Origin of the sequence: Lacibacter sp. MH-610 (assembly GCF_045780045.1) — a bacterium.
Lineage (GTDB): Bacteria > Bacteroidota > Bacteroidia > Chitinophagales > Chitinophagaceae > Lacibacter.
The window spans coordinates 1,130,493-1,150,988 of record NZ_CP116002.1; the positions used below are offsets into that span (position 1 = coordinate 1,130,493).

Here is a 20,496-nt window from a genome sequence, read left to right on the forward strand (position 1 = left end):
TGCTTTAAAAAAGCCGAATTGGTTTCGGCTTGAAAAATTTCATTGTTCAATTATTTAAAGAGCTTCAACGCTGTACTTAAAAACCAATTCTCATCACTCTTCACCAGAACGTCCAGCATATCATTGGCATGGGCGCCAAACTTTTTAATACCGCTTACTGTTTCCAGGAACACTTTTACTTCTTTATCCCGTTTATCACCTTCCACTTTACTCAACTGGTCCATCAGTTTCATCATGGGGTCCAGCTCCCGTTTCTTACGCTCCTTGATGATTTGTGTTGCTACTTTATAAATATCCTTTTCGGCTGTAAAATATTCTTTGCGTTCGCCGGGTATGAGTACACGGTCTACCAGGCCCCAATCAATCAGGTCACGGATGTTCATGTTTACATTACCCCGACTGATATTCAGTTGCTGCATAATATCATCCTGTGTTAACGGATCGGGTGCAATCATGAGCAATGCATGCACCTGTGCCATGGTACGGTTAATGCCCCAATGGGTGCCCATAGCGCCCCAGGTGCTGATGAATTGTTGTTTGGCTTCTGATAACTTCACGAACGTAGTTTGATTTTAACGAGCCTAAATTAGTGCATGTTTCCGAATTTTCAAAATTTTTTGAAAATAAATTTAAGCGGGGTCAAATTTAAAATGGCTTTCCGTGTGTTTGTTTAATCAGGGGTGCTGCCAGGAATGGAAAGGATTGAAAGGATTGTACAAAGAGATTCGTTACCCATGATTTTCCAAAGAAGCCCTGGATCAGTCTGCCGGTGCGCAGCCGATGGGCAAACTGCTTTTGCCATGCTTTTTGATAACGCTGCTCCATTTCAGCTCTTGAAATTTTGTTTTGCAAAAAAGCGTGGATCTGTTCAAATGCCATTTTACTTCCATGCAAAGCCATGCTCATACCGTTGCCGCAAAGCGGAGTTATCATCCCGGCTGCATCGCCCAGCATCAATACATGATTTTGCACCTGTGACTTTTTATCAAAACTGATTTGCGAAATGGTAACCGGTGCCTCATACAAAAAATCAGCGTGGGTAAATAGTTGTTTCAGATGGGGATTTTTAAACAGCACTTCACGCTCCATCTGCTCAATACTGTTGCCATGTTGTTTTAAATTTTCAGCAGTGGTTAAATAACAGAGACAAAATTTTCCATCTTCAATTTTTGAAATACCGCAATAGCCATGTTCAAAATTGTGCAATGCAATGACATCAGCCGGGTGCTGAGTTTTGATATGATACTTTACACCAATGTAGTTATTGAGCTTATTGGGTTTTTGCTGTACAAAGTTTCTGTTCCATTTTACATCGAGATTGCTGCGTTTGCCAAATGAACACGCTACGATTTCAGATGATAGATTTTCGATTGCAGATTGAATGGTAAAGTCTTTGTCATTGTAATGCACATCATTCACTTTTGTATTTTCCAGAACAGTTACACCTGCTGCTTTTGCAAGCTTTGCTAATTCGTGATCCAGCGAATAGCGACTGATGCCAAATCCGCCCAATGGTAATTTAGTTTCAAATAACTTTCCGTTGGGCGCTGTTACCTGTAAGGTTTTAATGATAGGTAACTTCATTTGCGAAAGCGGCAACCCAAGGCGTTCTAAAAAATCCCAACTTTCCAAACTGATATACTCACCACAAACCCTGTGAAGCGGATATTGTTCTTTTTCAAACAACACTGTTTTATAACCTGCTTTCGACGCCTGAATGGATAAAGCAAGACCGGCAAGTCCGCCGCCGATGATAGCTATATGGTAGGACTCATTGCTCATGTTTATAAGTTAACAACCAGCGGAATGCCCACTTCCATTTTAATTGATAATTGATAATGGATGATTGGCTGAGTAATTGAGATAATTCATTTTTATGAAAACCTCTTAATACACTCAGCGGCGCATCATTTTTTACCAAATATGATTTTGAAAATAATTTTGTAAGCCATTTGATAGAGTAATAAGCCAATGGATGCCGCTGCAGGTCATTTACAAAAAAACCAAGCTTTGTGTTTTGTTTCATCCATGCAAATTGCTGCTGCAATTCTTCATTGGTAAAATGATGGCAGAAGAGCGATGAAAAGATGACATCCGGTTTTGTTTCAAAATGTACATTCCGGTAATCATCTGAAATAAAATCAATGTCAAAATTATCTGTCCGTGAACGTGCATACGCAATACAGTTCGGATTCATATCAATGCCGATGAGTATGACAGAAATATCTCTTTCCTTACACCATTTTCCGATCGCACGCAGGTTATCACCGCCGCCACAGCCCATTTCGCAAATGGTTAACTTATCAGAAAGCTGAAAGGCAGAGAGCTTGACCAATGATTCAATGCCATTGATGGTGATGGCATGCCCGCCTAGCCAGGTATTAATGAAGTCCAGCTCTTTCATATTCTGTTTGATGTCTTCAAACGGAATATCATCTCTGTCTAAGAGTTCCTTTTTATTAGAGCGATGCGAAAACTTACTCATAGGTTGCCGTAAAAGTTTCCATGGTTAAACCGGGACCAAATGCGGCGCCAAAAACAGCACCCTCATTTTTATCCTTCATTAATTGCTGCAATACAAATAAAATAGTGGGTGATGACATATTGCCGAATTGTTGTAACACATCATAACTTTTCTGCAGGGAGCCGGCAGGTAATGCCAGGCTTTTTTGAATGGCATCAACAATGCGCTTGCCACCGGGGTGAATACACCATTGCGTAATTTGTTCTTTATCCGTGTTGCTATGTTGTAATGCCCGCTGCACCAATGTCTCAAAATCTTCTTCAATCAGATCAGGAATATAACCGCTGAGTGTCATCAAAAAACCGGTTGATGAAAGTTCCCATGCCATATCCCGTTTGCCTTTGGCAACCACTTCACTGTAAAAACTTTTTAAGTGCAATCCTTTTTGTGCAAAGGAATCATGCGTAACCAATACCGCAGCACTTCCATCAGCAAACAATAATGTGGAAGCAATATTATCCTGCGTGGCTTCTTTTTGAAAATGCAGGGTGCAGAGTTCGGTACAAACAATCATCACTTTCGCCTTTTCATCAGTTTTACAAATTGCATCGGCCATTTTTAAACCATGAATGGCTGCATAACAACCCATAAAGTTGATGGATGTTCTGTACACTTGCTTTGGTAAATCTAATAGCTCCATCACCTGCAGATCCAAACCCGGTGCACTCATGCCTGTACAGCTTACTGTTATGAGATGCGTGATTTCATTGGTGTGAATTTTATCTTCCGCACAATTTCGAATAGCATCAACAGATAGCGGAGCTGCAAACTTATTGTACCACTGCATCCGATGCTCTAATGATGGAAAAGGTTCGAGGTTTTCACTGTGCGGATAAAATTTCCATTCGCTTATGTTATGACTATAATCCGGCACTGCTGAATAGCGTGTATCAATACCGCTGAGGTTGTATAAAAATTTCAGCTTGCGGTTTTCTGTAGCATCCAATGCATACACCTGCTGCATAAACTGCAGAATATCTTTCTGGTTATGTTTATGTGCAGGAACTGCGGTGCCGATGGAAATAATTTTACTCAAGATGATTCATGATTAAAGCGATGATGAAACCAAGATTGGTACAGGTGCTGGCTAATATGTTCATACGCATGGTATGTTTAAAATCAGCCGCACTGTTATCCTTCCACACTTTTACAGCCCACCACAAAAAATATACGAGAATCGGTGTGAAAAAGATGAGTACCATAAAAAATTGTACAAATAAAAGCGAGGCTAAAAACGTATAACCTAAAAAGGCCATAGCTACAGAATAGACAGAAGCACAAAAAATGAAGGTACCCCTGTAACCCAATTTATAACTGATGGTTTCTACACCATCAGCTGCATCTGCTTTGTGCTGGTAGATTTGTGTGAGCGGATAAAACCCGCCAATCAATAAGCTGGCAGCCATCATGCCACTGAACGAAGCATTGGTGTACAAAGCTTCACTGCAACCATGATACACTAACCAATACGTAACGGCTCCCTGGAAAAGAATGACGGTGAGATAACCGGTGAACGGATATTGCTTTAAACGGATACCACGATAACTGTATGCTCTTGATGCCATGATGTATAAAAAAATACCCAATGCAAAATACCAACTGATGAAGAGGGAGGCTGTCACCGCTGCGACATCCATAACCACTGTGGTATAAAATAATTGCTTGGTCGGCTGCAAAGGATTTTTTAAGCCGCCGATGGGCGTTTCATCCCGGTCCATATAACTGTTGTATCCGTTGCTGGCAGGATAAACCAGCAAATGCAGTATGATGAATACAACGGCTGCTCTGCCCCAATGAATATGTACCAGTTGCGTTAATGCCAGCCAGTAAACCGGCATCAGGAAGAAGGAGAAATGAAAACGTAAAAGTTGGATTGTGCTTTTTTGAAGCATTGATTATGATTAATAGTTCAAGTTCGGCTATTTATTTTGAATGAAGCGATGTTGTTGAAGTGTTTTGATATTTTGAGTGGTAAAGAAAATAACACGCCGTGGTTGTGTCTCCCGACCAGCCACATGAATATCTGAACTTTATAGATTCTGATGTTTCTTTATTTTCTTTTTGCTTCTCTGCTCCTTCGGCTTCGCTCAGGAGAAACAAAAAGGAGCCCGAAAACCAATATACTGCCTGGTTTTCGGATTGCGCCCTGATGAAGCATTGTACTACTGTGGTGAATTACAATTGAATTTTATTGTACATCCTATGTGTAGCAGAAAGATGAGCATTGCTGTCATCCCGACGTTAGGAGGGAACTGCCGGGATTCTGTACAGATATGTACAAATTCCTGATAAAACGTACACTGCCCTTATTGTGTGTACTGAGCGAAGTCGAACGTATCACCAACAAGGGATTTTTGTATATGGATGATTTATTAATTTGACAAAGTGTCAGCAATTGTGCTTTTGTCGTTGGTCAAAAGACGCAACGACGGCAGCTATATGCTGTTACTAACTGTAGTGCAAGAATGGGCTAAATACCAATAAAGGCAAAAAGAGGGAAGCGGAAAATTTATGATGAAAGTGAGGTCAAAGATTTAGTAGATAGATTCGTTCAAACATTGCGTCAATTTTACTTAACAAATCCTTTTCTTGATTATCTCTATTAATAAGAAGGTATGCGCTATGCTTAAGTGAGATATGATGTTCAAATGCGACAGGGGATATCAATTCACTTACTACTCTTGAATAAAGCCTAAATCTTTTTGTGTTTTCTTTATCCTCAGATGGAAGATTTGTTCCAATAAATCCGAAAGATGCAAATGGATTCTGCTTATATATTTCTTTCATTATCAAACCAATAGTTGTTAAAACTCGACTGCACTCATTCAAGTTGGTCAGCTTATTGAATCTGTCGTTATGATATTTTCTTTCTTGAAGACAAAACTTTACTATGAAAACAAAAAAAGGGTATTCTTCGATAATTACAACATACCTTTTATTTGTTTTGCCACGAAAAGAATAAACATGCTCGATTAGCTTGTCTTCGCCAATAAATTTCGGTGTGCTGTGATTTATTTTCGAGTAAGGGAAGGATGATAGAAACATCTATAAAAAGTTACATCCAATATTTATATGCCTTATTTCTTTTTTTCCATAAATATTCTTCAGGAACGTATTTGAAAAACTTAGACTTTCCCTGTAACTGTGATTCATTTAATGGTTCTAATCTAGAACTAAGCCAATTTTGAAAAGTTATTAAAGTAGATGTCATACTTTGCATTTGTCTCAATGTGTATCGTAGTGGCCAAGGAACTTTCGAAAGTTTATATGTACTTACCTTTTCTAATGAGGGCATAAGATTGTTTAGCTTGTCGGAATTTTCCTTGTATTGAAGATACTCTTTGTTGTCTTTTAATAATAAAGGCTTGTTCTTCTTCATAAGCTTTTGGAATTTCTTTCTTTTTAATTGAAGCCAGAATCCAAAGAATAATACTAATGGTAATGCTATTAAAAGGACTAATAAAAAAACAAATATTTTACTCAAGTTAGTCCTTAAACTTTCATATAACCAATTAAGGCCAACGACAACTTTTGCGTTTGTTAGGCTAGACTCAAAAGGACTATTTGGTTCAACAGCAAACATGGTAGGATGATTTCCTTTCTAAACGTAAATATAGCATAGAAGTTATATTGGCCCCTAAAAACTTTTATAAAAGGCGCAAATAGCATAAATGATTGACAATCAATCAGTATTTTCACACCAACATCGTCACAGGATTCTCAATAAACTTCTTCAAAGTTTGTAAGAAGCTGGCACCAATAGCACCATCCACAGAACGGTGATCACAACTCAGGGTTACTTTCATCACGTTCGTTGTTCCGAAACTTCCATCCGCTTTTTTAATTACTATTTCTTTAATACGGCCTACTGCTAAAATGCAACTATCCGGCGGATTGATGATGGCAGTAAATTCTTCAATCTCCATCATACCGAGATTAGAAATGGTAAACGTATTTCCACTGAATTCCTGCGGTTGCAATTTACCTGTGCGTGCTTTATCATACAACACATTGGCTTCGCTGGCAATCTGGCTCAAACTTTTCTGATCAGCAAACTTGAACACAGGAACAATCAGTCCCTGGTCAACTGCTACGGCACTGCCGATATGAATATGATTGTAGGTGCGGATAAAATCACCCATCCATGAAGAGTTCACAGCAGGATGTTTACGCAACGCCATCGCACATGCTTTGATCATCATATCCTGGAAGGAAATTTTTACAGGGCTCACAGTATTCATCTGTGCACGGGCAGCCATGGCATTATCCATGTTCAGCTCCATAGTGAGATAAAAATGCGGAGCGGTAAACATACTTTCGCCGAGGCGGCGGGCAATGGTCTTACGCATGCTGCTGTTTGGCGTGTCAACAAATCCTTCACCTGCGCCGGGTGTAAATGTAATTACAGGAGCCGCAGGTGCAGCAGCTTTTGCAGCAGGTGCACTTGCAGCGGCTGCAGGTTTAAAGTTGTCAACATCTGCTTTTATAATTCTGCCACCATCACCACTTCCCTGCACTGCATGAAGATCAATTCCTTTTTCAGCAGCTATTTTCTTTGCTAATGGTGAAGCCTTTATTCTTCCGTTTTCAGAAGATGTTGTTGTAACAGTTGGTGCAGCGGATGCAGCAGTGGATGTAGGTGCAGCATTTGCACCACTTGCAGCTTGCGGCGTAGAACTTGCAGCAGGATTTTTCAACGCAATCAACAATCCGCTCACATCGGTTCCGGCTTTACCAATAATGGCAATCACTTCATTTACTTTGGCAGCATTGCCTGCTTCAATACCGGTGTATAATAAAGTGCCATCCACATAAGGCACTACTTCCATCGTTGCTTTATCAGTTTCTACATCAGCCAGACTTTCATCTGCCTTTACAGTATCACCTGTTTTTTTATTCCATGCCACAATTTTTCCTTCTGTCATGGTATCGCTTAACAAAGGCATGCGGATGACAGTAACGCCTAATTGAGAGGCTAAGGCATCGGCATCAACGCCACCACCAGTTTGTTGTTCAGTATTTGTTGTTGGGGCTGTTGCAGCTTGTGGGGCAGGAGCCTGGCTAGCGGCAGGGGCACCATCCAATAAACTTTTATAATCTTCCCCTTCTTTACCTACAATGGCGATGATTTCATTGATTTGTGCGGCCTTACCTTCTGGCACACCAATATATAATAAGGTACCATCCGCATAACCCACCACTTCCATGGTAGCTTTATCGGTTTCCACATCCGCCAGCACATCATCGCTTTTTACTTTATCGCCCACCTGCTTGTTCCACTTCACAATCTTTCCTTCGGTCATCGTATCGCTCAGCAGCGGCATTCTGATTACTTCAGCCATATAAGTTGAGTTTTTTTCGTCGTAATTGAGGGCGTGAAATTAAGGCAAATTGGGGAAATGCAAGCGGATAGCCGTTAGTCGCTGGCCGATAGTTTCTATTTCGGTCTTTACAACAAGATTTTACTAGAAAAGAAATCAAACGAGAACTCCAAATATATTGGCCAACGGCCATCGAATAACGGCCAACAATTCAATAATCCAGCTCCATCCCTAACCGGTCCTTCAGCTCCTTTACAAGTGGGTATTTTTCCACCATTTTCACAAACTGTTCCTTGGTGGAGAGAGGGCGGTCGGCCGGGTTTTCTTCTTCCTGTGTTTCCACCAGTTCTACATGTATATTAATGGCAGGATTGTGGAAGAAATGCTGCACATGCTCCAGCAGCGAGGTTTTTTCCTGCTTTAGAAAACCCAGCTGCACATTGCCGAAACAGGTGATTTCAAACAGCTCCGGGGTCCGCATTTTGCATTCCATCATTTCAAGGGTAGAAACCACGGAATGTTTGTTGGCAGTTTTGAGTTTGAGAATGAATTCTTTCCAGGCTACCTGCAATTCCTCTTCAGTTAACGGCCGGGCTTTGTGGGCATTGGCATTGTTTTGCTCCGCCACCTGCTGTCGGATTTTGGCCAGCGATGCAATTTTGGGCGATGTGGTTACTGTACCCGAAGTTGTAGTTGTTGCTGTTGCCGGTTTGGTGCCGGGCTGGTAAACAGGCTTCGGCTCCTCAATTATCAGTTTAGCTGACGATGTATTTACTACAGTCTTTGGGCTATCGGCTGCCGGCTTCTTTCCGTCGTCCGTGGACTGTAGACTGTGGACCGCAATAGGCTTTATCGCCCGGAACTGAACTGCTTTCTCAGCTACTTTTTTTTTATCAGGTGCAGCAATATCAAGGGCCTGCTGCAGGTAGGTTAATTTGATCAAGGCTAATTCAACATGCAGGCGTTTATTACGGGCCTGTTTGTAATTGATCTCCGCCTCGTTCAGCACATTTAATGCAGAAATGATCCATGAAGCAGAAGTGGCTTTGGCCGTGGCAATGTATTTGTCTTTAAAACTTTCAACTACTTCTAAGAGGTTGGCTACTTTTTCATCTTTACAAACGAGCAGGTTTCTTAAGAATTCAGAAAAAGCATTCAGCACCATATCCCCTTCAAAACCTTTGCGGTTGATGTCATCATACAACAACATAGCGTCCGAAAGCTTTTGCTGTTGCATCGCTTCCAGGAACCGGAAGAAATAATCCGCATCTAATATGTTGAGGTGCTCCAGTGTATTTTGATAAGTCAGTTCTCCATTGGTAAAACTTACAATCTTATCAAGAATGCTTAATGCATCACGCATGCAACCTTCACTTTTCTGTGCAATCACATGCAGGGCTGGACCTTCGGCTTTAATTTCTTCTTTGGTGGCAATTTCCTGTAAATGTTCAACCGTATCATTAATGGTAATCCGTTTAAAGTCGAAGATCTGGCAGCGACTTAAGATGGTTGGAAGAATTTTATGTTTCTCCGTAGTAGCCAAAATAAAAATGGCATAGGAGGGCGGTTCTTCCAGTGTTTTCAAAAAGGCGTTGAAGGCACTGGAGCTGAGCATGTGTACCTCGTCAATGATATACACTTTGTATTTGCCCATTTGCGGTGCAAAGCGTACCTGCTCAATCAACGTGCGGATGTCTTCTACCGAGTTATTGCTGGCCGCATCCAGTTCATGAATGTTGAGACTGGTTCCTTCATTAAATGTTTTACAGCTCACACAGTTATCACATGCTTCACCGTTTGGTTGAAGATTTTCACAGTTAATGGTTTTGGCCAGGATACGGGCACAGGTTGTTTTACCCACGCCACGTGGACCGCAAAACAAAAACGCATGCGCCAACTGGTTATGGCTGATGGCGTTCTTTAAAGTAGTGGTAATATGACTTTGCCCCACCACTGTATCAAAAGTCTGGGGTCTGTACTTCCGTGCGCTAACTATGAATTTATCCATGGTGCAGGGGTGCAATTTATAGAAAAAGAAATGAGTAAAGTCGGGGGCTGTTACCTGTTGTGCATAAATCATCCGTTGCCGGGCTTTCCGCTGTACCTCCGTTTCACCACCTTAGCTTTCAGCGTCGGTGGGTTCACTCCGGTGCCGCTTCACTCCTGTTGAAAATCCCGCAAGGCGGGGCAGCCCTTCATCCTGCTTGCAAAGCCGGGATATTAGTATTAGCTTTCTGCAAACAACAGTTTATGAAAAAGATCGGGGTATTTACTTTTCTTGTTTTGATGATTGCCTGTAATAATGCGAGTGAAATAAGTACAGTTGATCCTACGGACACCACCGCAGCAGCAGCCGATACCACCGCTCCAGCAGCGGTAGATACAGCCACCTTTATTCCTGTTGATACAGCTACTTCCCCACATCCGGTTAATAGACCGCCAAGCACAATTGTACCAATTCACAATGTTACACCCAGCGCCAGGAAATCAGCCAATATTGCTTATTCCTATTTCAACACTATTAAGCGGAATGAAGTAAAACACATCATGGCCTTTCTCTCTATCAATAAACCCGAGGCAAGAGTGAGAGATACGCTCCGCCAGATTGAACGTAGGGAAACTGTAAATAGTACGGACGATGACAGCAGTATTATCAATTCACTTCACATACCACTGGTTTATGAGCATGTTGAAATATCATTGGAAGATCCGGCCGGTGATTATGATATCAAACCGGTGGGACATGCCTCCAATAAACAACGTATTGATACCATACGGGGTAATAAATGGGATTGGAGCATTCTTACAAAAACAGATAAACCTTCTACCACATTAATTTTAAAAATTACTGCTTACTTACCCGATTCAAGTGAAGAACTGGAAAACAGAAAAATTCCTATTCGTATAAAGCTGGAGCAAAATATGATACGCAAATTATGGGCAGCCTTACTGGACGATCCGAAATATTTCCTTACAGTTATACTCGTGCCTGTGATTGGGTACCTCGGAAAAAAATATTTTGATAAAAAGAAGGCTGCCAAACAGGAGAATACACCTGTTTAATTCTGTTTCTTTGAAAACCGGATCATATACTCGCTCACATAAAAACTGGTATCTGTATTCATGGCTTTATAAAATAAACGTGCTGTCTGTCCTAATCGCAAACAGGTGTATTTATTCTTAATGTCGTCTTCTGATTGGGTGGGCTGCAGCGATGGATACCAAACTGTGTATCCTTTTTTATCCAGCAATAGTTGCGGTTTGGTCCATTGCTGAGAATTGTCACCTGCTCCTAAATCTTTATTAGGGTTGAAGGATATAAAAATTCTGCTTCCTTTCCATGATTGTCCGGTTACTTCTCCCATGAGCATTACCCATTGATTGAGATACGTATTCCAGCTTACGGATGGACCCCAGTGAAAACCACCTTCCGGCGAAGAAGCAGGCCCGCCTCCTTGTTCCATCGGAATCTGAAGCGATGCTACCGGTTTGCCGATACTATTATAGGGAGCATTAAAAGCGGTTCCATCCCAGCGTTTTACTTTGCCCGATGGATTGTCAAGATCTTTCAACGCAATACGTGCAATGCTGATGCACTGTCCGCTCCATTCTGTTTTACGATCGTATTTGGTAGAATCATACACGCCGGGATATCCGTATTCACCATAGAATATGTATAGGTAGTCGCCACTTGCAATGGCAGAAGGATCGCCAACGCCGCCGGCAAAAGTATTGGAAGTGTTAAATGGTTTCAGGATCATTCTTGGTTGCAGATCTTCCAGCACGATGCCTTTGTTTTGCCAGCTATGGCCGCCATCGGTTGATTTCATAATGCCGATACGGCAAACGGCTGCCGGTGATTGCGGACCGGTTAAACCTTGTGGCCAGCGGTAATCAATATATCCTTCACCGGTCGCTTTATCATAAGGCAGGGTATTCGGATAGTTTTCATTATGATATAATGCATAAAGTGTTTTGCCGCTTTTATCCTCCGATGACTGATACACTGTTTCAAACCAAACAGCTCCATGCAACCCCGGTTGACCGATGGGGGCATTGGGCGGCATTTGCGGTTCTGTAAATTCTTCGTAACGGCGTTGAAATACTTCATCTGCATGTTTACCATCAGCATATTTTAATTCATGTGCTTCGCCCCACACAGGATCTTCACCATATTTACCGGGAAAGATGCGCAGTGTATCACCAATCCATGCTTCCGCCATATTGCAATCCACAAAGGATTTAAAATAAAAGGTATCTGAAGGAATCAATTCAAAACCTGCAACAGTCGGTTGTTTTGTTGTTTCGCTGCAGGAGAATAATAAGAACAAAAGCGGAATCCTGAATGGCTTAAGAATACGCATAAGCAATGTTTGAATGTTTAATGTACAAAAGTTTTTGATTGCAGTTAGTTCCTGTTGAATTCTTCACCTGTTACCTGTACGTTAACAGGAACGATGATGATGTGTATTTAAAAAGATGTTGAAAAAATCCTAACCATCATCATCTTGTTTTGTTTTTTCTATCATCTTTCGTTGTATATTAGGCCAATACATTTGACCTAAATTTTTTTTCATGGGTGCAGGTTCTATTATTGCTTTAGCCATTGCAGCCGTTGCTTTTTCGGGAATTGCCATACTTCTTTCCAAGGTAGTATTAAAGGCAACGACGAATAAACAAAAGGGAGAAGCTTACGAATGCGGTGTTCCTACCAAAGGCCCCAGCTGGATTCAGTTTAACACCGGTTATTATTTGTTTGCACTCATCTTTTTAATTTTTGATGTAGAGCTGATTTTTTTGTTTCCATGGGCTGTTGTGGTAAAAAAGGCCGGCATGTTTGCCCTTGTGCAGGCAATTATATTTTTATTCATCTTATTTCTTGGTTTTTTATATGCTCATAAAAAAGGAGCATTAAAATGGCAGTAAACATTGTAGTAGCAGTTGAATATGACAGAACTGAAAAACATACAGGCATCATTTCCGGGACAGGTGATAGAATCCCCTACAGGCGGTGTTGCTACAGGCGTGCTGGATGATGTGATCAATTGGGCACGCAGCAACTCCTTATGGCCATTAGTATTTGGTACGAGTTGCTGTGCCATTGAAATGATGAGCACCGCTTCTGCCAAATATGACTGGAGCCGTTTTGGTTTTGAAGTGGCACGTGCCACACCACGCCAGAGTGATGTAATCATTATCGCCGGAACTATTGTCAATAAAATGGCGCCGGTGCTCAAACGATTGTACGACCAAATGGCTGATCCCAAATATGTAATTGCTATGGGCGCCTGTGCCACAAGCGGCGGCCCGTTCTTTTATAATACATACTCCGTAGTAAAAGGTGCCGATCATGTGATACCGGTGGATGTGTATGTAGCCGGTTGTCCGCCACGGCCGGAGGCATTGCTGCATGCCATGATCACCTTGCAGCAAAAAATTAAAAGTGGCATGACCAGGGAACAGATAAGGAATGAAATGAAAGTAGCGTAAACAATGACGAAGGAAGAACAAAAACTAAAACTGCAGGAACAATTCTCAGCCGCAACTTTTGATGAAACGGGCCAATGGCTCACCATGAATATTGCCGTTGCAGATTGGTTGAGTACTGCACAGTCATTACGTGCTGCAGGTTTCGATTATCTGTTTTGTCTTACCTGTGTTGATTTCAAAACACATCTCACTATGGTGTATCATATGGAGTCAACCATTGAAAGAACTCCATTGGTAGTGAAAGTGCAATTAGACAGAAGCAAACCCGAAATAGAAACAGTATCTCACATCTGGCGCACTGCTGAGTTTCATGAGCGTGAAGTGTATGAATTATTTGGTGTGAATTTCCTGAATCATCCTGATCTGCGGTTATTGATTTTGCCTGATGGATGGGAAGGAAAGAATCCGCTGCGGAAAGATTTTGAAGATGCGGTGAATATGATAAAGTTGTAAAGCCCCTCCGCCCCCCAAGGGGGAACTGCATGGCACAGCCCACGCTTTACGGAGAGTAAGATAAAATAAAGAGTAGTTGATATTTGATAATAAGAACAACAAATGCTGAAATGCCAAATTACAAAAGCAAAATAAAATAAATGTAGCTCGGCCTCCTTCTCCTTGGGAGAAGGAACGAGGATGAGGTTTATGTATCACCAAGTTGAAATAGTAAAAGAGTCTGTACAAACAGAGCCCAATGTGTTTGATGACATGGTCATCAATGTAGGGCCGCAGCATCCTGCTACACATGGGGTATTGCATTTGGTGATCACGCTCAATGGTGAGACCATAAAAAAAGTGGAGCCGCATTTGGGTTATATCCATCGTTCTATTGAAAAGATGTGTGAGAGTTTGAGCTACCGGCAATTTATTTATTCCACCAGCCGCATGGATTATCTTTCTTCCCACATCAATAATCATGGCTGTTGTTTGTGTGTGGAGCAGGGATTACAAATTGAAGTGCCCCCGAGAGCACAGGTGATCCGTGTACTGATGGATGAACTCACACGCATTGCCAGTCATGTGTTGTGGTGGGGTGCTATGGCAATGGATGTGGGCGCATTAACTCCTTTCTTTCTTTCATTTCGTGAACGTGAAATGATTAATGATATCATGGAAGAAACCTGCGGTACCCGTTTAACTATGAATTATATGGTGCCCGGTGGTGTGATGACGGATCTGCATCCCAATTTTCAACGGAGCGTAAATGAATTCATCCGTCATTTCAAATCAAAGATTGATGAATATGATGAACTGGTAACAGGAAATATCATCTTTCAGAACAGGACGAAAGGTGTAGGTGTGCTTTCAAAAGAAGATGCCATTTCTTTTGGTGTTACCGGCCCGGCGGCAAGGGGGAGTGGTGTAAGTTGTGACATCCGGAAAATCTATCCCTATGAAATTTACCAGCAACTCCAATTTGAAGAAATCATTGAAACGGCCGGTGATTCATTTGCCCGGTATGTGGTGCGGTTGAAAGAGTTGCGTCAAAGCATGCATATCATTGAACAGTTAATTGATAATATTCCGGAAGGAGATTTCCAGGCAAAAACAAAAGCAGTATTGAAATTACCAAAGGGAGAATTTTATTCAAGAGTGGAAACAGCACGTGGGGAGTTGGGGGTTTATATTGTGAGTGAAGGCGGAACAACTCCGTATCGCATTAAATTCCGTTCACCTGGTTTCAGTAATCTGAGCGCATTAGATCATATGGCACGTGGTGGAAAGATTGGTGATTTGGTAGCGATGATGGGTACGTTGGATTTAGTGATACCGGATATTGATAGATGAGTGGCCCCCTCCGCCCCCTGAAGGGGGAACTGCATGGCGCAGGCCAGCTTTTTGGAGGTACTTATTAAATGAGAGTGAGTGATATTTAAAAAAGTTGTTTATCCCCTCCCGGGAGGGGTGGCGGAGACTTTGAATGTGAAGATGATTGCAAGGGGTGGGTTGAGGAATAGACTTAAAAGCGCACAAGAGTGCGACGCAACAAAAGATAAATCGTAGTACAAAGGCCGGTAACATAAAAAAATAAAAAATTGTTTTCATTAGAATCCATAGCAAACTCAATTCACGAATGGCTCTACAGTACATTCAATGCAACGATAGCGATGCTGCTGGAGTTTACAATTGTGGGTGTGTGCATTATTGGTTTGTTTGCATTACTGGGCCTGGTGTTGATCATGATGGAACGAAAAGTAAGCAGCTGGATGCAGTTGCGTTTAGGTCCTAACCGTGTTGGGCCATGGGGAATGTTTCAAACAGTAGCAGATACATTGAAGCTGATCGTAAAAGAAGGGATGACACCGTTGGGGGTTGATAAACTGATGTTCAACCTGGCGCCATTTATTGTGATGATCATTGCAATGGTAGTGATGGCTCCGCTCATGTTTGCTAAAGGCTTACAGATTTGGGATGTAAATATTGGTGTACTGTTCATTACAGCTGTTTCATCAGTATCTGTGATTGGTATTTTAATGGCAGGTTGGGCCAGCAATAACAAATACTCTTTGCTGGGAGCCATGCGCAGCGGTGCACAGATTGTAAGCTATGAGTTAAGTGCAGGCTTTGCCATTTTGGTAATTGTGATCTTAACAGGAAGTTTGAAAGTGAGTGACATTGTCATGTCGCAGGAAAACGGATGGTGGTTGTTTAAAGGTCATATTCCCGCCATCATTGCATTTGTAATCTTTATGATTGCCGTAACGGCTGAAACCAACCGTGCTCCGTTTGACCTGGCTGAAGCAGAAAGTGAATTAACTGCAGGTTTTCATACAGAGTACAGCGGAATGAAATTCGCATTGTTCTTCCTGGCAGAGTATGTAAACATATTTGTGGTATGTGCATTGGGTGCTACTTTGTTCCTGGGCGGATGGATGCCGTTACATTTTGGAACGGATACAGAGTTTAACCGCATCATGGATATTATTCCGTCAAGTGTATGGTTCATGGGTAAGACGTTTTTTTTAATTTTTGTGATTATGTGGTTCCGTTGGACCTTCCCAAGATTACGTATTGATCAGCTGTTGAATTTAGAATGGAAATATTTATTACCGATCGGAATGTTTAACCTGTTGCTTGCAACATTAATCGCCATCCTTGGTTGGCATTTATAAACATGTTCTTGAAAGATTACATATCAGATGTTGTTGGTGGCGTAAAGTCACTCCTGACGGGGATGAAGATAACCGGCCGTTATGCATTGCATCATGGCAAAGAAAAAATCACACAGCAATATCCCGATAACAAGGATACGCTGGTGTTGCCGGAACGTTTCCGTGGCGAAGTGATCATGCTGCATGATGAAAACAATGAACATGCCTGCACCGGTTGTACGGCCTGCGAACTGGCTTGTCCTAACGGAACGATTAAGATCATCACCAAGTTTGATGTGGATGAAGCGACCGGCAAAAAGAAAAAAGCACTGGATACATTTATCTATCACCTGGAACTGTGTACGCTTTGTAACCTGTGTATTGAAGCTTGTCCCACCAGTGCGATAAAAATGGGGCAGGGTTTTGAACATAGTGTTTTTGACCGGAGTAAGTTGATCAAAACATTGAACGAACCGGGATCGAAGATCAGGGAGGGCGTGGAATAGTTGACAGGTAACTGTGAATAGTGAATCGGGTGTTTGATTGTTTGGAATTTGGTTTTTGTTATTTAGAAATTTTTGAATGACTGCTTATCAAATCATATTTTACATTTTAGCGGCGTTTATTTTAACAACTGCTCTGCTCGCTGTTACCAGCCGGAAAATTTTCCGTTCTGCTATCTGGCTCTTATTCTCCCTCATTGGTGTAGCCGGTTTGTATTTCTGGATGGAAGTAGAATTCATAGCTGCCGTACAAATTGTAGTGTATGTTGGCGGTATTGTGGTGCTCATCATCTTCTCCATTTTCTTAACACAGCAATCAGGTAAAGAAATGGCAAAACCACCATTGCTGCGGGTGATCGCTTCTGCACTGGCTGTATTATTTGGTTTTGCATTCACAGCGTTACTGATTTATCAAAACGGGTTTATACCTGTCTCAAATGGATTTTCAACAGAAGTGAGCAGGATAGGTGAAGCATTGATCAGCACAGAAGAAAATGGATTTGCATTGCCATTTGAAGTAGTAAGTATTTTATTGCTGGCAGCGATGGTAGGCTGTATTGTTATTGCCCTTAAAACAAAACCAAAAGAACAATGATGGCGATACCTGCAGAACAAATATTATTTCTGAGTACAGCCCTTTTCTTTATAGGCATGTACGGACTGTTTACGAGAAGAAATCTCATCAGCATGCTGATGAGTGTAGAACTGATCCTGAATAGTGTGAACATCAATTTTGTGGTGTTCAATAAATACTTTTTCCCGGGTAAAGTAGATGGTTTGTTCTTCACCATATTCATCATCACCATTGCTGCTGCTGAAGCTGCCGTGGCACTGGCTATCATTATTAATCTGTACAGAAGTCATCAGTCCATTGATGTGGAAGATGCAACTGAATTGAAATATTAATATGAACTATTCATCTTACATATTACTCATTCCTATGTTACCGCTGCTGGCGTTTGTGGTATTGGGTTTGTTTGGTAAAAAGTATTTCAATACATCTGCAGGAGTTATTGCAACAGGATTGTTGTTGATCTCAACAGTATTATCTGTATATACGGCGTGGCATTATTTTCTCGTTGATGGCAAAGTGAATGATGCGTATCAACCCATCAAGGCATTTCAATATACATGGCTGGTGTTCAATGATCATTTGCAGATTGACATGGGTGTATTGCTGGATCCTATTTCAGTGATGATGCTGGTGGTCATCAGTTTTGTATCATTGATGGTGCATATTTTCAGTCTCTGGTATATGAAAGGGGAGGAGCGGTTTGCTACCTATTATGCATTCCTTGGTTTGTTCACCTTCTCCATGCTGGGACTGGTTATCAGTACCAATATTTTCCAGATGTATATGTTCTGGGAGTTGGTAGGTGTTTCCTCATTCTTACTCATCGGATATTATTTTCAAAAACCATCCGCTGTTGCAGCCAGTAAAAAAGCATTTATCGTTACACGTTTCGCTGATTTGTTCTTCCTTATCGGTATTTTGATCGTTGGCGTACAAAGCAACAGTTTTGATTTTGGTACGATTATTCAAACATTAACCAATACACAATCACCTGAATTTTTATCAGCAACATCTACTTCATTTATTGGGGCATCGTTGCTCACTTGGGCGTTAGCACTCATCTTTATCGGCGGTGCCGGTAAGAGTGCCATGTTTCCGTTACACATCTGGTTGCCCGATGCTATGGAAGGTCCAACACCTGTTTCTGCGTTGATCCATGCTGCCACGATGGTCGTAGCCGGTGTTTACCTGGTGGCGAGAATGTTTCCTGTATTTGCAGTCAATGAAGTATCACTGCAACTGGTAACATGGGTTGGGTTGACTTCTGCTTTATTTGCCGCTATCATTGCCTGTACACAAACGGATATTAAACGAGTGCTGGCTTATTCCACTATGAGCCAGATCGGTTACATGATGTTTGCCCTTGGTGTGAGTGGTTATGGTGGTGAACAAGGTCTTGGTTTTACCGGCTCTCTATTTCATTTGTTCACACATGCTTTTTTTAAATCATTGTTATTCCTGGCAGCAGGTGCTGTGATTCATTTTATACATAGTAATGAAATGACTGATATGGGTGGTTTGCGCAAACACATGCCACTTACGAATATTGTTTTCCTGGTTGCCTGTTTGGCTATTGCAGGTGTGCCACCTCTATCTGGTTTCTTCAGTAAAGAAGAGATCTTATTAGCATCTTTCAATGCAGATAAAATAGTGTATGGCATTGCATTACTTACTTCCGGCCTCACCGCTTTTTATATGTTCCGTTTGTATTTCTCCATCTTCTGGAATAAAACTTCCTCTCCTTTGGAGAGGACGGGAGGAGAGGTTCACGGTGAACATCACAGTGAAGGAGCACTGGCCATGAAACTCCCTTTGATTTTATTGGCAGTATTAACAATTGCTGCAGGAATGGTTCCCTTTGGTGAATATGTAAGCAGTGACGGAAAGCCGCTGGAAACAGATTTGCATTTGCTTTTTTCCATTGCACCTGTTGTCGTGGCCGCATTAGGTATTGGTTTGGCAACCTATGTCTACAAAAAGAAAAGTGACAGACCGGCTGCTATTGCCCATACAATGGGAGCGGTTTATAAAACGGCATACAGGAAATTTTATATTGATGAATTGTATTTGTTCATCACAAAAAAAATCATTTTCAATTTCATAGCACGTCCTGCGGCGTGGATTGACAAGCATATAGTTGATGGCACTATGAACGGACTGGCATCTGTAACCGGCAGTTTCTCTGCGCTCATCAAAGGATGGCAAAGCGGAAAGGTACAGCATTATGTGTTGTATTTCTTTGGCGGTATTGCAGTACTGGCAGTATTATTTATCTATTTATGGAAATAGTTACAGAAGGAAAAGCCCTGTAAGGGCGATATGTTAGTAGAAAACAAACAACAATAAGGAGTGAACGAGCCCCGTAGGGGCGACATGTGATTGACAGGTGATTTTAAAATAATAAATATGGCAAATACATATTCACAGATTTACATACAGATTGTATTTGCTGTAATGGGTCGGCAACATTTTATAAAAGAATCATTCAGAGAAGAATTGCATAAGTATATGACAGGCATTATTATAAATAAGAAACAAAAATTGTATGCCATTTATTGCATGCCTGACCATGCTCATCTCTTTGTAAGTATGAAACCAGACATATCTATAGCCGAGCTTACCAGAGATGTTAAATCAAATTCTTCTTCCTTTTTAAAGGAACGGAAGTTAGTGCCTGAAACTTTTTCATGGCAATCAGGTTATGGAGCTTTCAGTTATTCAAAGTCTCAGGCGCCAGATGTAGTGAATTATATTTTAAATCAGCCACAACATCATCAAAAGAAAACATTCAGAGAGGAGTATCTTGAATTTCTCGAAAAATTCGGAATTGATTATGACCCAAAATATCTTTTTGAATTTTATGATTCAGAATTGTAAAACATATCACCCCCTACGGGGCTCAGTTAACTGTGTGCATGTACGGGCTGCTACTAACATCCCGTGCCGATGGCACTCAATTCCGCATAAATTTGGACATCGTTAAATTAATGCTGCA

Annotated in this window: 21 protein-coding genes; 11 read left to right on the forward strand and 10 right to left on the reverse strand. The window is 41.4% G+C overall.

Annotation, left to right across the window (positions count from 1 at the left end; all coding sequences use genetic code 11):
• Positions 1–50: 50 nt before the first annotated feature.
• From PDL71_RS05145 to PDL71_RS05185, 9 genes are all read right to left on the reverse strand, one after another.
• Positions 51–557, reverse strand: a complete 507-nt coding sequence (locus tag PDL71_RS05145) for a GbsR/MarR family transcriptional regulator (protein WP_407526280.1) — start codon at positions 555–557, stop codon at positions 51–53.
• An 88-nt stretch (positions 558–645) separates the two neighbouring features.
• The gene (locus PDL71_RS05150) at positions 646–1,782 is read right to left on the reverse strand and encodes an NAD(P)/FAD-dependent oxidoreductase (protein WP_407526282.1); all 1,137 of its coding nucleotides are present in this window, start codon (positions 1,780–1,782) and stop codon (positions 646–648) included.
• Positions 1,772–2,485: a methyltransferase domain-containing protein gene (locus PDL71_RS05155; RefSeq protein WP_407526285.1), complete on the reverse strand. Its 714-nt coding sequence runs from the start codon at positions 2,483–2,485 to the stop codon at positions 1,772–1,774. Before PDL71_RS05155 ends, PDL71_RS05150 begins: the two co-directional genes overlap by 11 nt.
• Complete coding sequence (locus PDL71_RS05160) at positions 2,478–3,560, reverse strand: type III polyketide synthase (RefSeq protein ID WP_407526287.1); 1,083 nt, start codon at positions 3,558–3,560, stop codon at positions 2,478–2,480. Before PDL71_RS05160 ends, PDL71_RS05155 begins: the two co-directional genes overlap by 8 nt.
• Positions 3,553–4,416, reverse strand: coding sequence for a UbiA family prenyltransferase (locus PDL71_RS05165; protein WP_407526290.1), 864 nt, complete (start codon positions 4,414–4,416; stop codon positions 3,553–3,555). The genes PDL71_RS05160 and PDL71_RS05165 overlap by 8 nt, the downstream gene beginning before the upstream one ends.
• A 634-nt stretch (positions 4,417–5,050) precedes the next feature.
• Positions 5,051–5,569, reverse strand: coding sequence for a hypothetical protein (locus PDL71_RS05170; protein WP_407526292.1), 519 nt, complete (start codon positions 5,567–5,569; stop codon positions 5,051–5,053).
• Positions 5,570–5,579: 10 nt separating this feature from the next.
• A complete protein-coding gene (locus PDL71_RS05175) occupies positions 5,580–6,107 on the reverse strand; it encodes a hypothetical protein (RefSeq protein WP_407526295.1) in 528 nt (175 codons plus the stop codon).
• 112 nt (positions 6,108–6,219) lie between these two features.
• The gene (locus tag PDL71_RS05180) at positions 6,220–7,866 is read right to left on the reverse strand and encodes a 2-oxo acid dehydrogenase subunit E2 (RefSeq protein ID WP_407526296.1); all 1,647 of its coding nucleotides are present in this window, start codon (positions 7,864–7,866) and stop codon (positions 6,220–6,222) included.
• Positions 7,867–8,056: 190 nt separating this feature from the next.
• Positions 8,057–9,853 carry a DNA polymerase III subunit gamma/tau gene (locus PDL71_RS05185; RefSeq protein WP_407526297.1) on the reverse strand — a complete coding sequence of 599 codons (1,797 nt, stop codon included), beginning with the start codon at positions 9,851–9,853 and terminating at the stop codon, positions 8,057–8,059.
• A 242-nt stretch (positions 9,854–10,095) separates the two neighbouring features.
• Between PDL71_RS05185 and PDL71_RS05190 the strand changes: the two genes are divergently transcribed.
• Positions 10,096–10,908, forward strand: a complete 813-nt coding sequence (locus tag PDL71_RS05190) for a hypothetical protein (protein WP_407526299.1) — start codon at positions 10,096–10,098, stop codon at positions 10,906–10,908.
• On the opposite strand, the gene PDL71_RS05195 is transcribed toward PDL71_RS05190, so the two are convergent.
• Positions 10,905–12,209: a hypothetical protein gene (locus tag PDL71_RS05195; RefSeq protein ID WP_407526302.1), complete on the reverse strand. Its 1,305-nt coding sequence runs from the start codon at positions 12,207–12,209 to the stop codon at positions 10,905–10,907. The genes PDL71_RS05190 and PDL71_RS05195 overlap by 4 nt on opposite strands.
• Before the next feature lie 211 nt (positions 12,210–12,420).
• Here PDL71_RS05195 and PDL71_RS05200 point away from each other — a divergent pair, with 211 nt between their 5' ends.
• From PDL71_RS05200 to tnpA, 10 genes are all read left to right on the forward strand, one after another.
• The gene (locus PDL71_RS05200; protein ID WP_407526304.1) at positions 12,421–12,771 is read left to right on the forward strand and encodes an NADH-quinone oxidoreductase subunit A; all 351 of its coding nucleotides are present in this window, start codon (positions 12,421–12,423) and stop codon (positions 12,769–12,771) included.
• Between the two features lie 21 nt (positions 12,772–12,792).
• A complete protein-coding gene (locus tag PDL71_RS05205; protein WP_407526307.1) occupies positions 12,793–13,335 on the forward strand; it encodes an NADH-quinone oxidoreductase subunit B in 543 nt (180 codons plus the stop codon).
• Between the two features lie 3 nt (positions 13,336–13,338).
• Complete coding sequence (locus tag PDL71_RS05210) at positions 13,339–13,788, forward strand: NADH-quinone oxidoreductase subunit C (RefSeq protein WP_407526310.1); 450 nt, start codon at positions 13,339–13,341, stop codon at positions 13,786–13,788.
• A gap of 189 nt (positions 13,789–13,977) precedes the next feature.
• Positions 13,978–15,120 (forward strand): NADH-quinone oxidoreductase subunit D, encoded by a 1,143-nt coding sequence (locus PDL71_RS05215; RefSeq protein ID WP_407526312.1) that lies wholly within the window; start codon positions 13,978–13,980, stop codon positions 15,118–15,120.
• A 248-nt stretch (positions 15,121–15,368) separates the two neighbouring features.
• On the forward strand, positions 15,369–16,445 hold the full coding sequence (gene nuoH / locus PDL71_RS05220) for an NADH-quinone oxidoreductase subunit NuoH (RefSeq protein ID WP_407526315.1): 1,077 nt from the start codon (positions 15,369–15,371) through the stop codon (positions 16,443–16,445).
• Positions 16,446–16,447: 2 nt separating this feature from the next.
• Positions 16,448–16,930 carry a 4Fe-4S binding protein gene (locus tag PDL71_RS05225; protein ID WP_407526318.1) on the forward strand — a complete coding sequence of 161 codons (483 nt, stop codon included), beginning with the start codon at positions 16,448–16,450 and terminating at the stop codon, positions 16,928–16,930.
• A 76-nt stretch (positions 16,931–17,006) separates the two neighbouring features.
• Positions 17,007–17,522, forward strand: coding sequence for an NADH-quinone oxidoreductase subunit J (locus PDL71_RS05230; RefSeq protein ID WP_407526320.1), 516 nt, complete (start codon positions 17,007–17,009; stop codon positions 17,520–17,522).
• On the forward strand, positions 17,519–17,833 hold the full coding sequence (gene nuoK, locus PDL71_RS05235; protein WP_407526323.1) for an NADH-quinone oxidoreductase subunit NuoK: 315 nt from the start codon (positions 17,519–17,521) through the stop codon (positions 17,831–17,833). Before PDL71_RS05230 ends, nuoK begins: the two co-directional genes overlap by 4 nt.
• 1 nt (position 17,834) lies before the next feature.
• Positions 17,835–19,790: an NADH-quinone oxidoreductase subunit L gene (nuoL, locus tag PDL71_RS05240; protein WP_407526326.1), complete on the forward strand. Its 1,956-nt coding sequence runs from the start codon at positions 17,835–17,837 to the stop codon at positions 19,788–19,790.
• Positions 19,791–19,907: 117 nt separating this feature from the next.
• Positions 19,908–20,378, forward strand: a complete 471-nt coding sequence (gene tnpA / locus PDL71_RS05245; protein ID WP_407526329.1) for an IS200/IS605 family transposase — start codon at positions 19,908–19,910, stop codon at positions 20,376–20,378.
• Positions 20,379–20,496: the final 118 nt, after the last annotated feature.

Excerpts from the sequence above, each read along its gene's own strand:
- PDL71_RS05175 (WP_407526295.1), bottom strand. The coding sequence starts at position 6,107 with ATGTTTGCTGTTGAACCAAATAGTCCTTTTGAGTCTAGCCTAACAAAC.
- PDL71_RS05165 (WP_407526290.1), bottom strand. The coding sequence starts at position 4,416 with ATGCTTCAAAAAAGCACAATCCAACTTTTACGTTTTCATTTCTCCTTC.
- PDL71_RS05150 (WP_407526282.1), bottom strand. The coding sequence starts at position 1,782 with ATGAGCAATGAGTCCTACCATATAGCTATCATCGGCGGCGGACTTGCC.
- PDL71_RS05210 (WP_407526310.1), top strand. The coding sequence starts at position 13,339 with ATGACGAAGGAAGAACAAAAACTAAAACTGCAGGAACAATTCTCAGCC.
- PDL71_RS05230 (WP_407526320.1), top strand. The coding sequence starts at position 17,007 with ATGACTGCTTATCAAATCATATTTTACATTTTAGCGGCGTTTATTTTA.
- PDL71_RS05180 (WP_407526296.1), bottom strand. The coding sequence starts at position 7,866 with ATGGCTGAAGTAATCAGAATGCCGCTGCTGAGCGATACGATGACCGAA.
- PDL71_RS05205 (WP_407526307.1), top strand. The coding sequence starts at position 12,793 with ATGACAGAACTGAAAAACATACAGGCATCATTTCCGGGACAGGTGATA.
- PDL71_RS05225 (WP_407526318.1), top strand. The coding sequence starts at position 16,448 with ATGTTCTTGAAAGATTACATATCAGATGTTGTTGGTGGCGTAAAGTCA.
- nuoL (WP_407526326.1), top strand. The coding sequence starts at position 17,835 with ATGAACTATTCATCTTACATATTACTCATTCCTATGTTACCGCTGCTG.
- PDL71_RS05200 (WP_407526304.1), top strand. The coding sequence starts at position 12,421 with ATGGGTGCAGGTTCTATTATTGCTTTAGCCATTGCAGCCGTTGCTTTT.
- PDL71_RS05170 (WP_407526292.1), bottom strand. The coding sequence starts at position 5,569 with ATGTTTCTATCATCCTTCCCTTACTCGAAAATAAATCACAGCACACCG.
- PDL71_RS05155 (WP_407526285.1), bottom strand. The coding sequence starts at position 2,485 with ATGAGTAAGTTTTCGCATCGCTCTAATAAAAAGGAACTCTTAGACAGA.
- nuoK (WP_407526323.1), top strand. The coding sequence starts at position 17,519 with ATGATGGCGATACCTGCAGAACAAATATTATTTCTGAGTACAGCCCTT.
- PDL71_RS05190 (WP_407526299.1), top strand. The coding sequence starts at position 10,096 with ATGAAAAAGATCGGGGTATTTACTTTTCTTGTTTTGATGATTGCCTGT.
- PDL71_RS05185 (WP_407526297.1), bottom strand. The coding sequence starts at position 9,853 with ATGGATAAATTCATAGTTAGCGCACGGAAGTACAGACCCCAGACTTTT.
- tnpA (WP_407526329.1), top strand. The coding sequence starts at position 19,908 with ATGGCAAATACATATTCACAGATTTACATACAGATTGTATTTGCTGTA.
- PDL71_RS05215 (WP_407526312.1), top strand. The coding sequence starts at position 13,978 with ATGTATCACCAAGTTGAAATAGTAAAAGAGTCTGTACAAACAGAGCCC.
- PDL71_RS05195 (WP_407526302.1), bottom strand. The coding sequence starts at position 12,209 with ATGCGTATTCTTAAGCCATTCAGGATTCCGCTTTTGTTCTTATTATTC.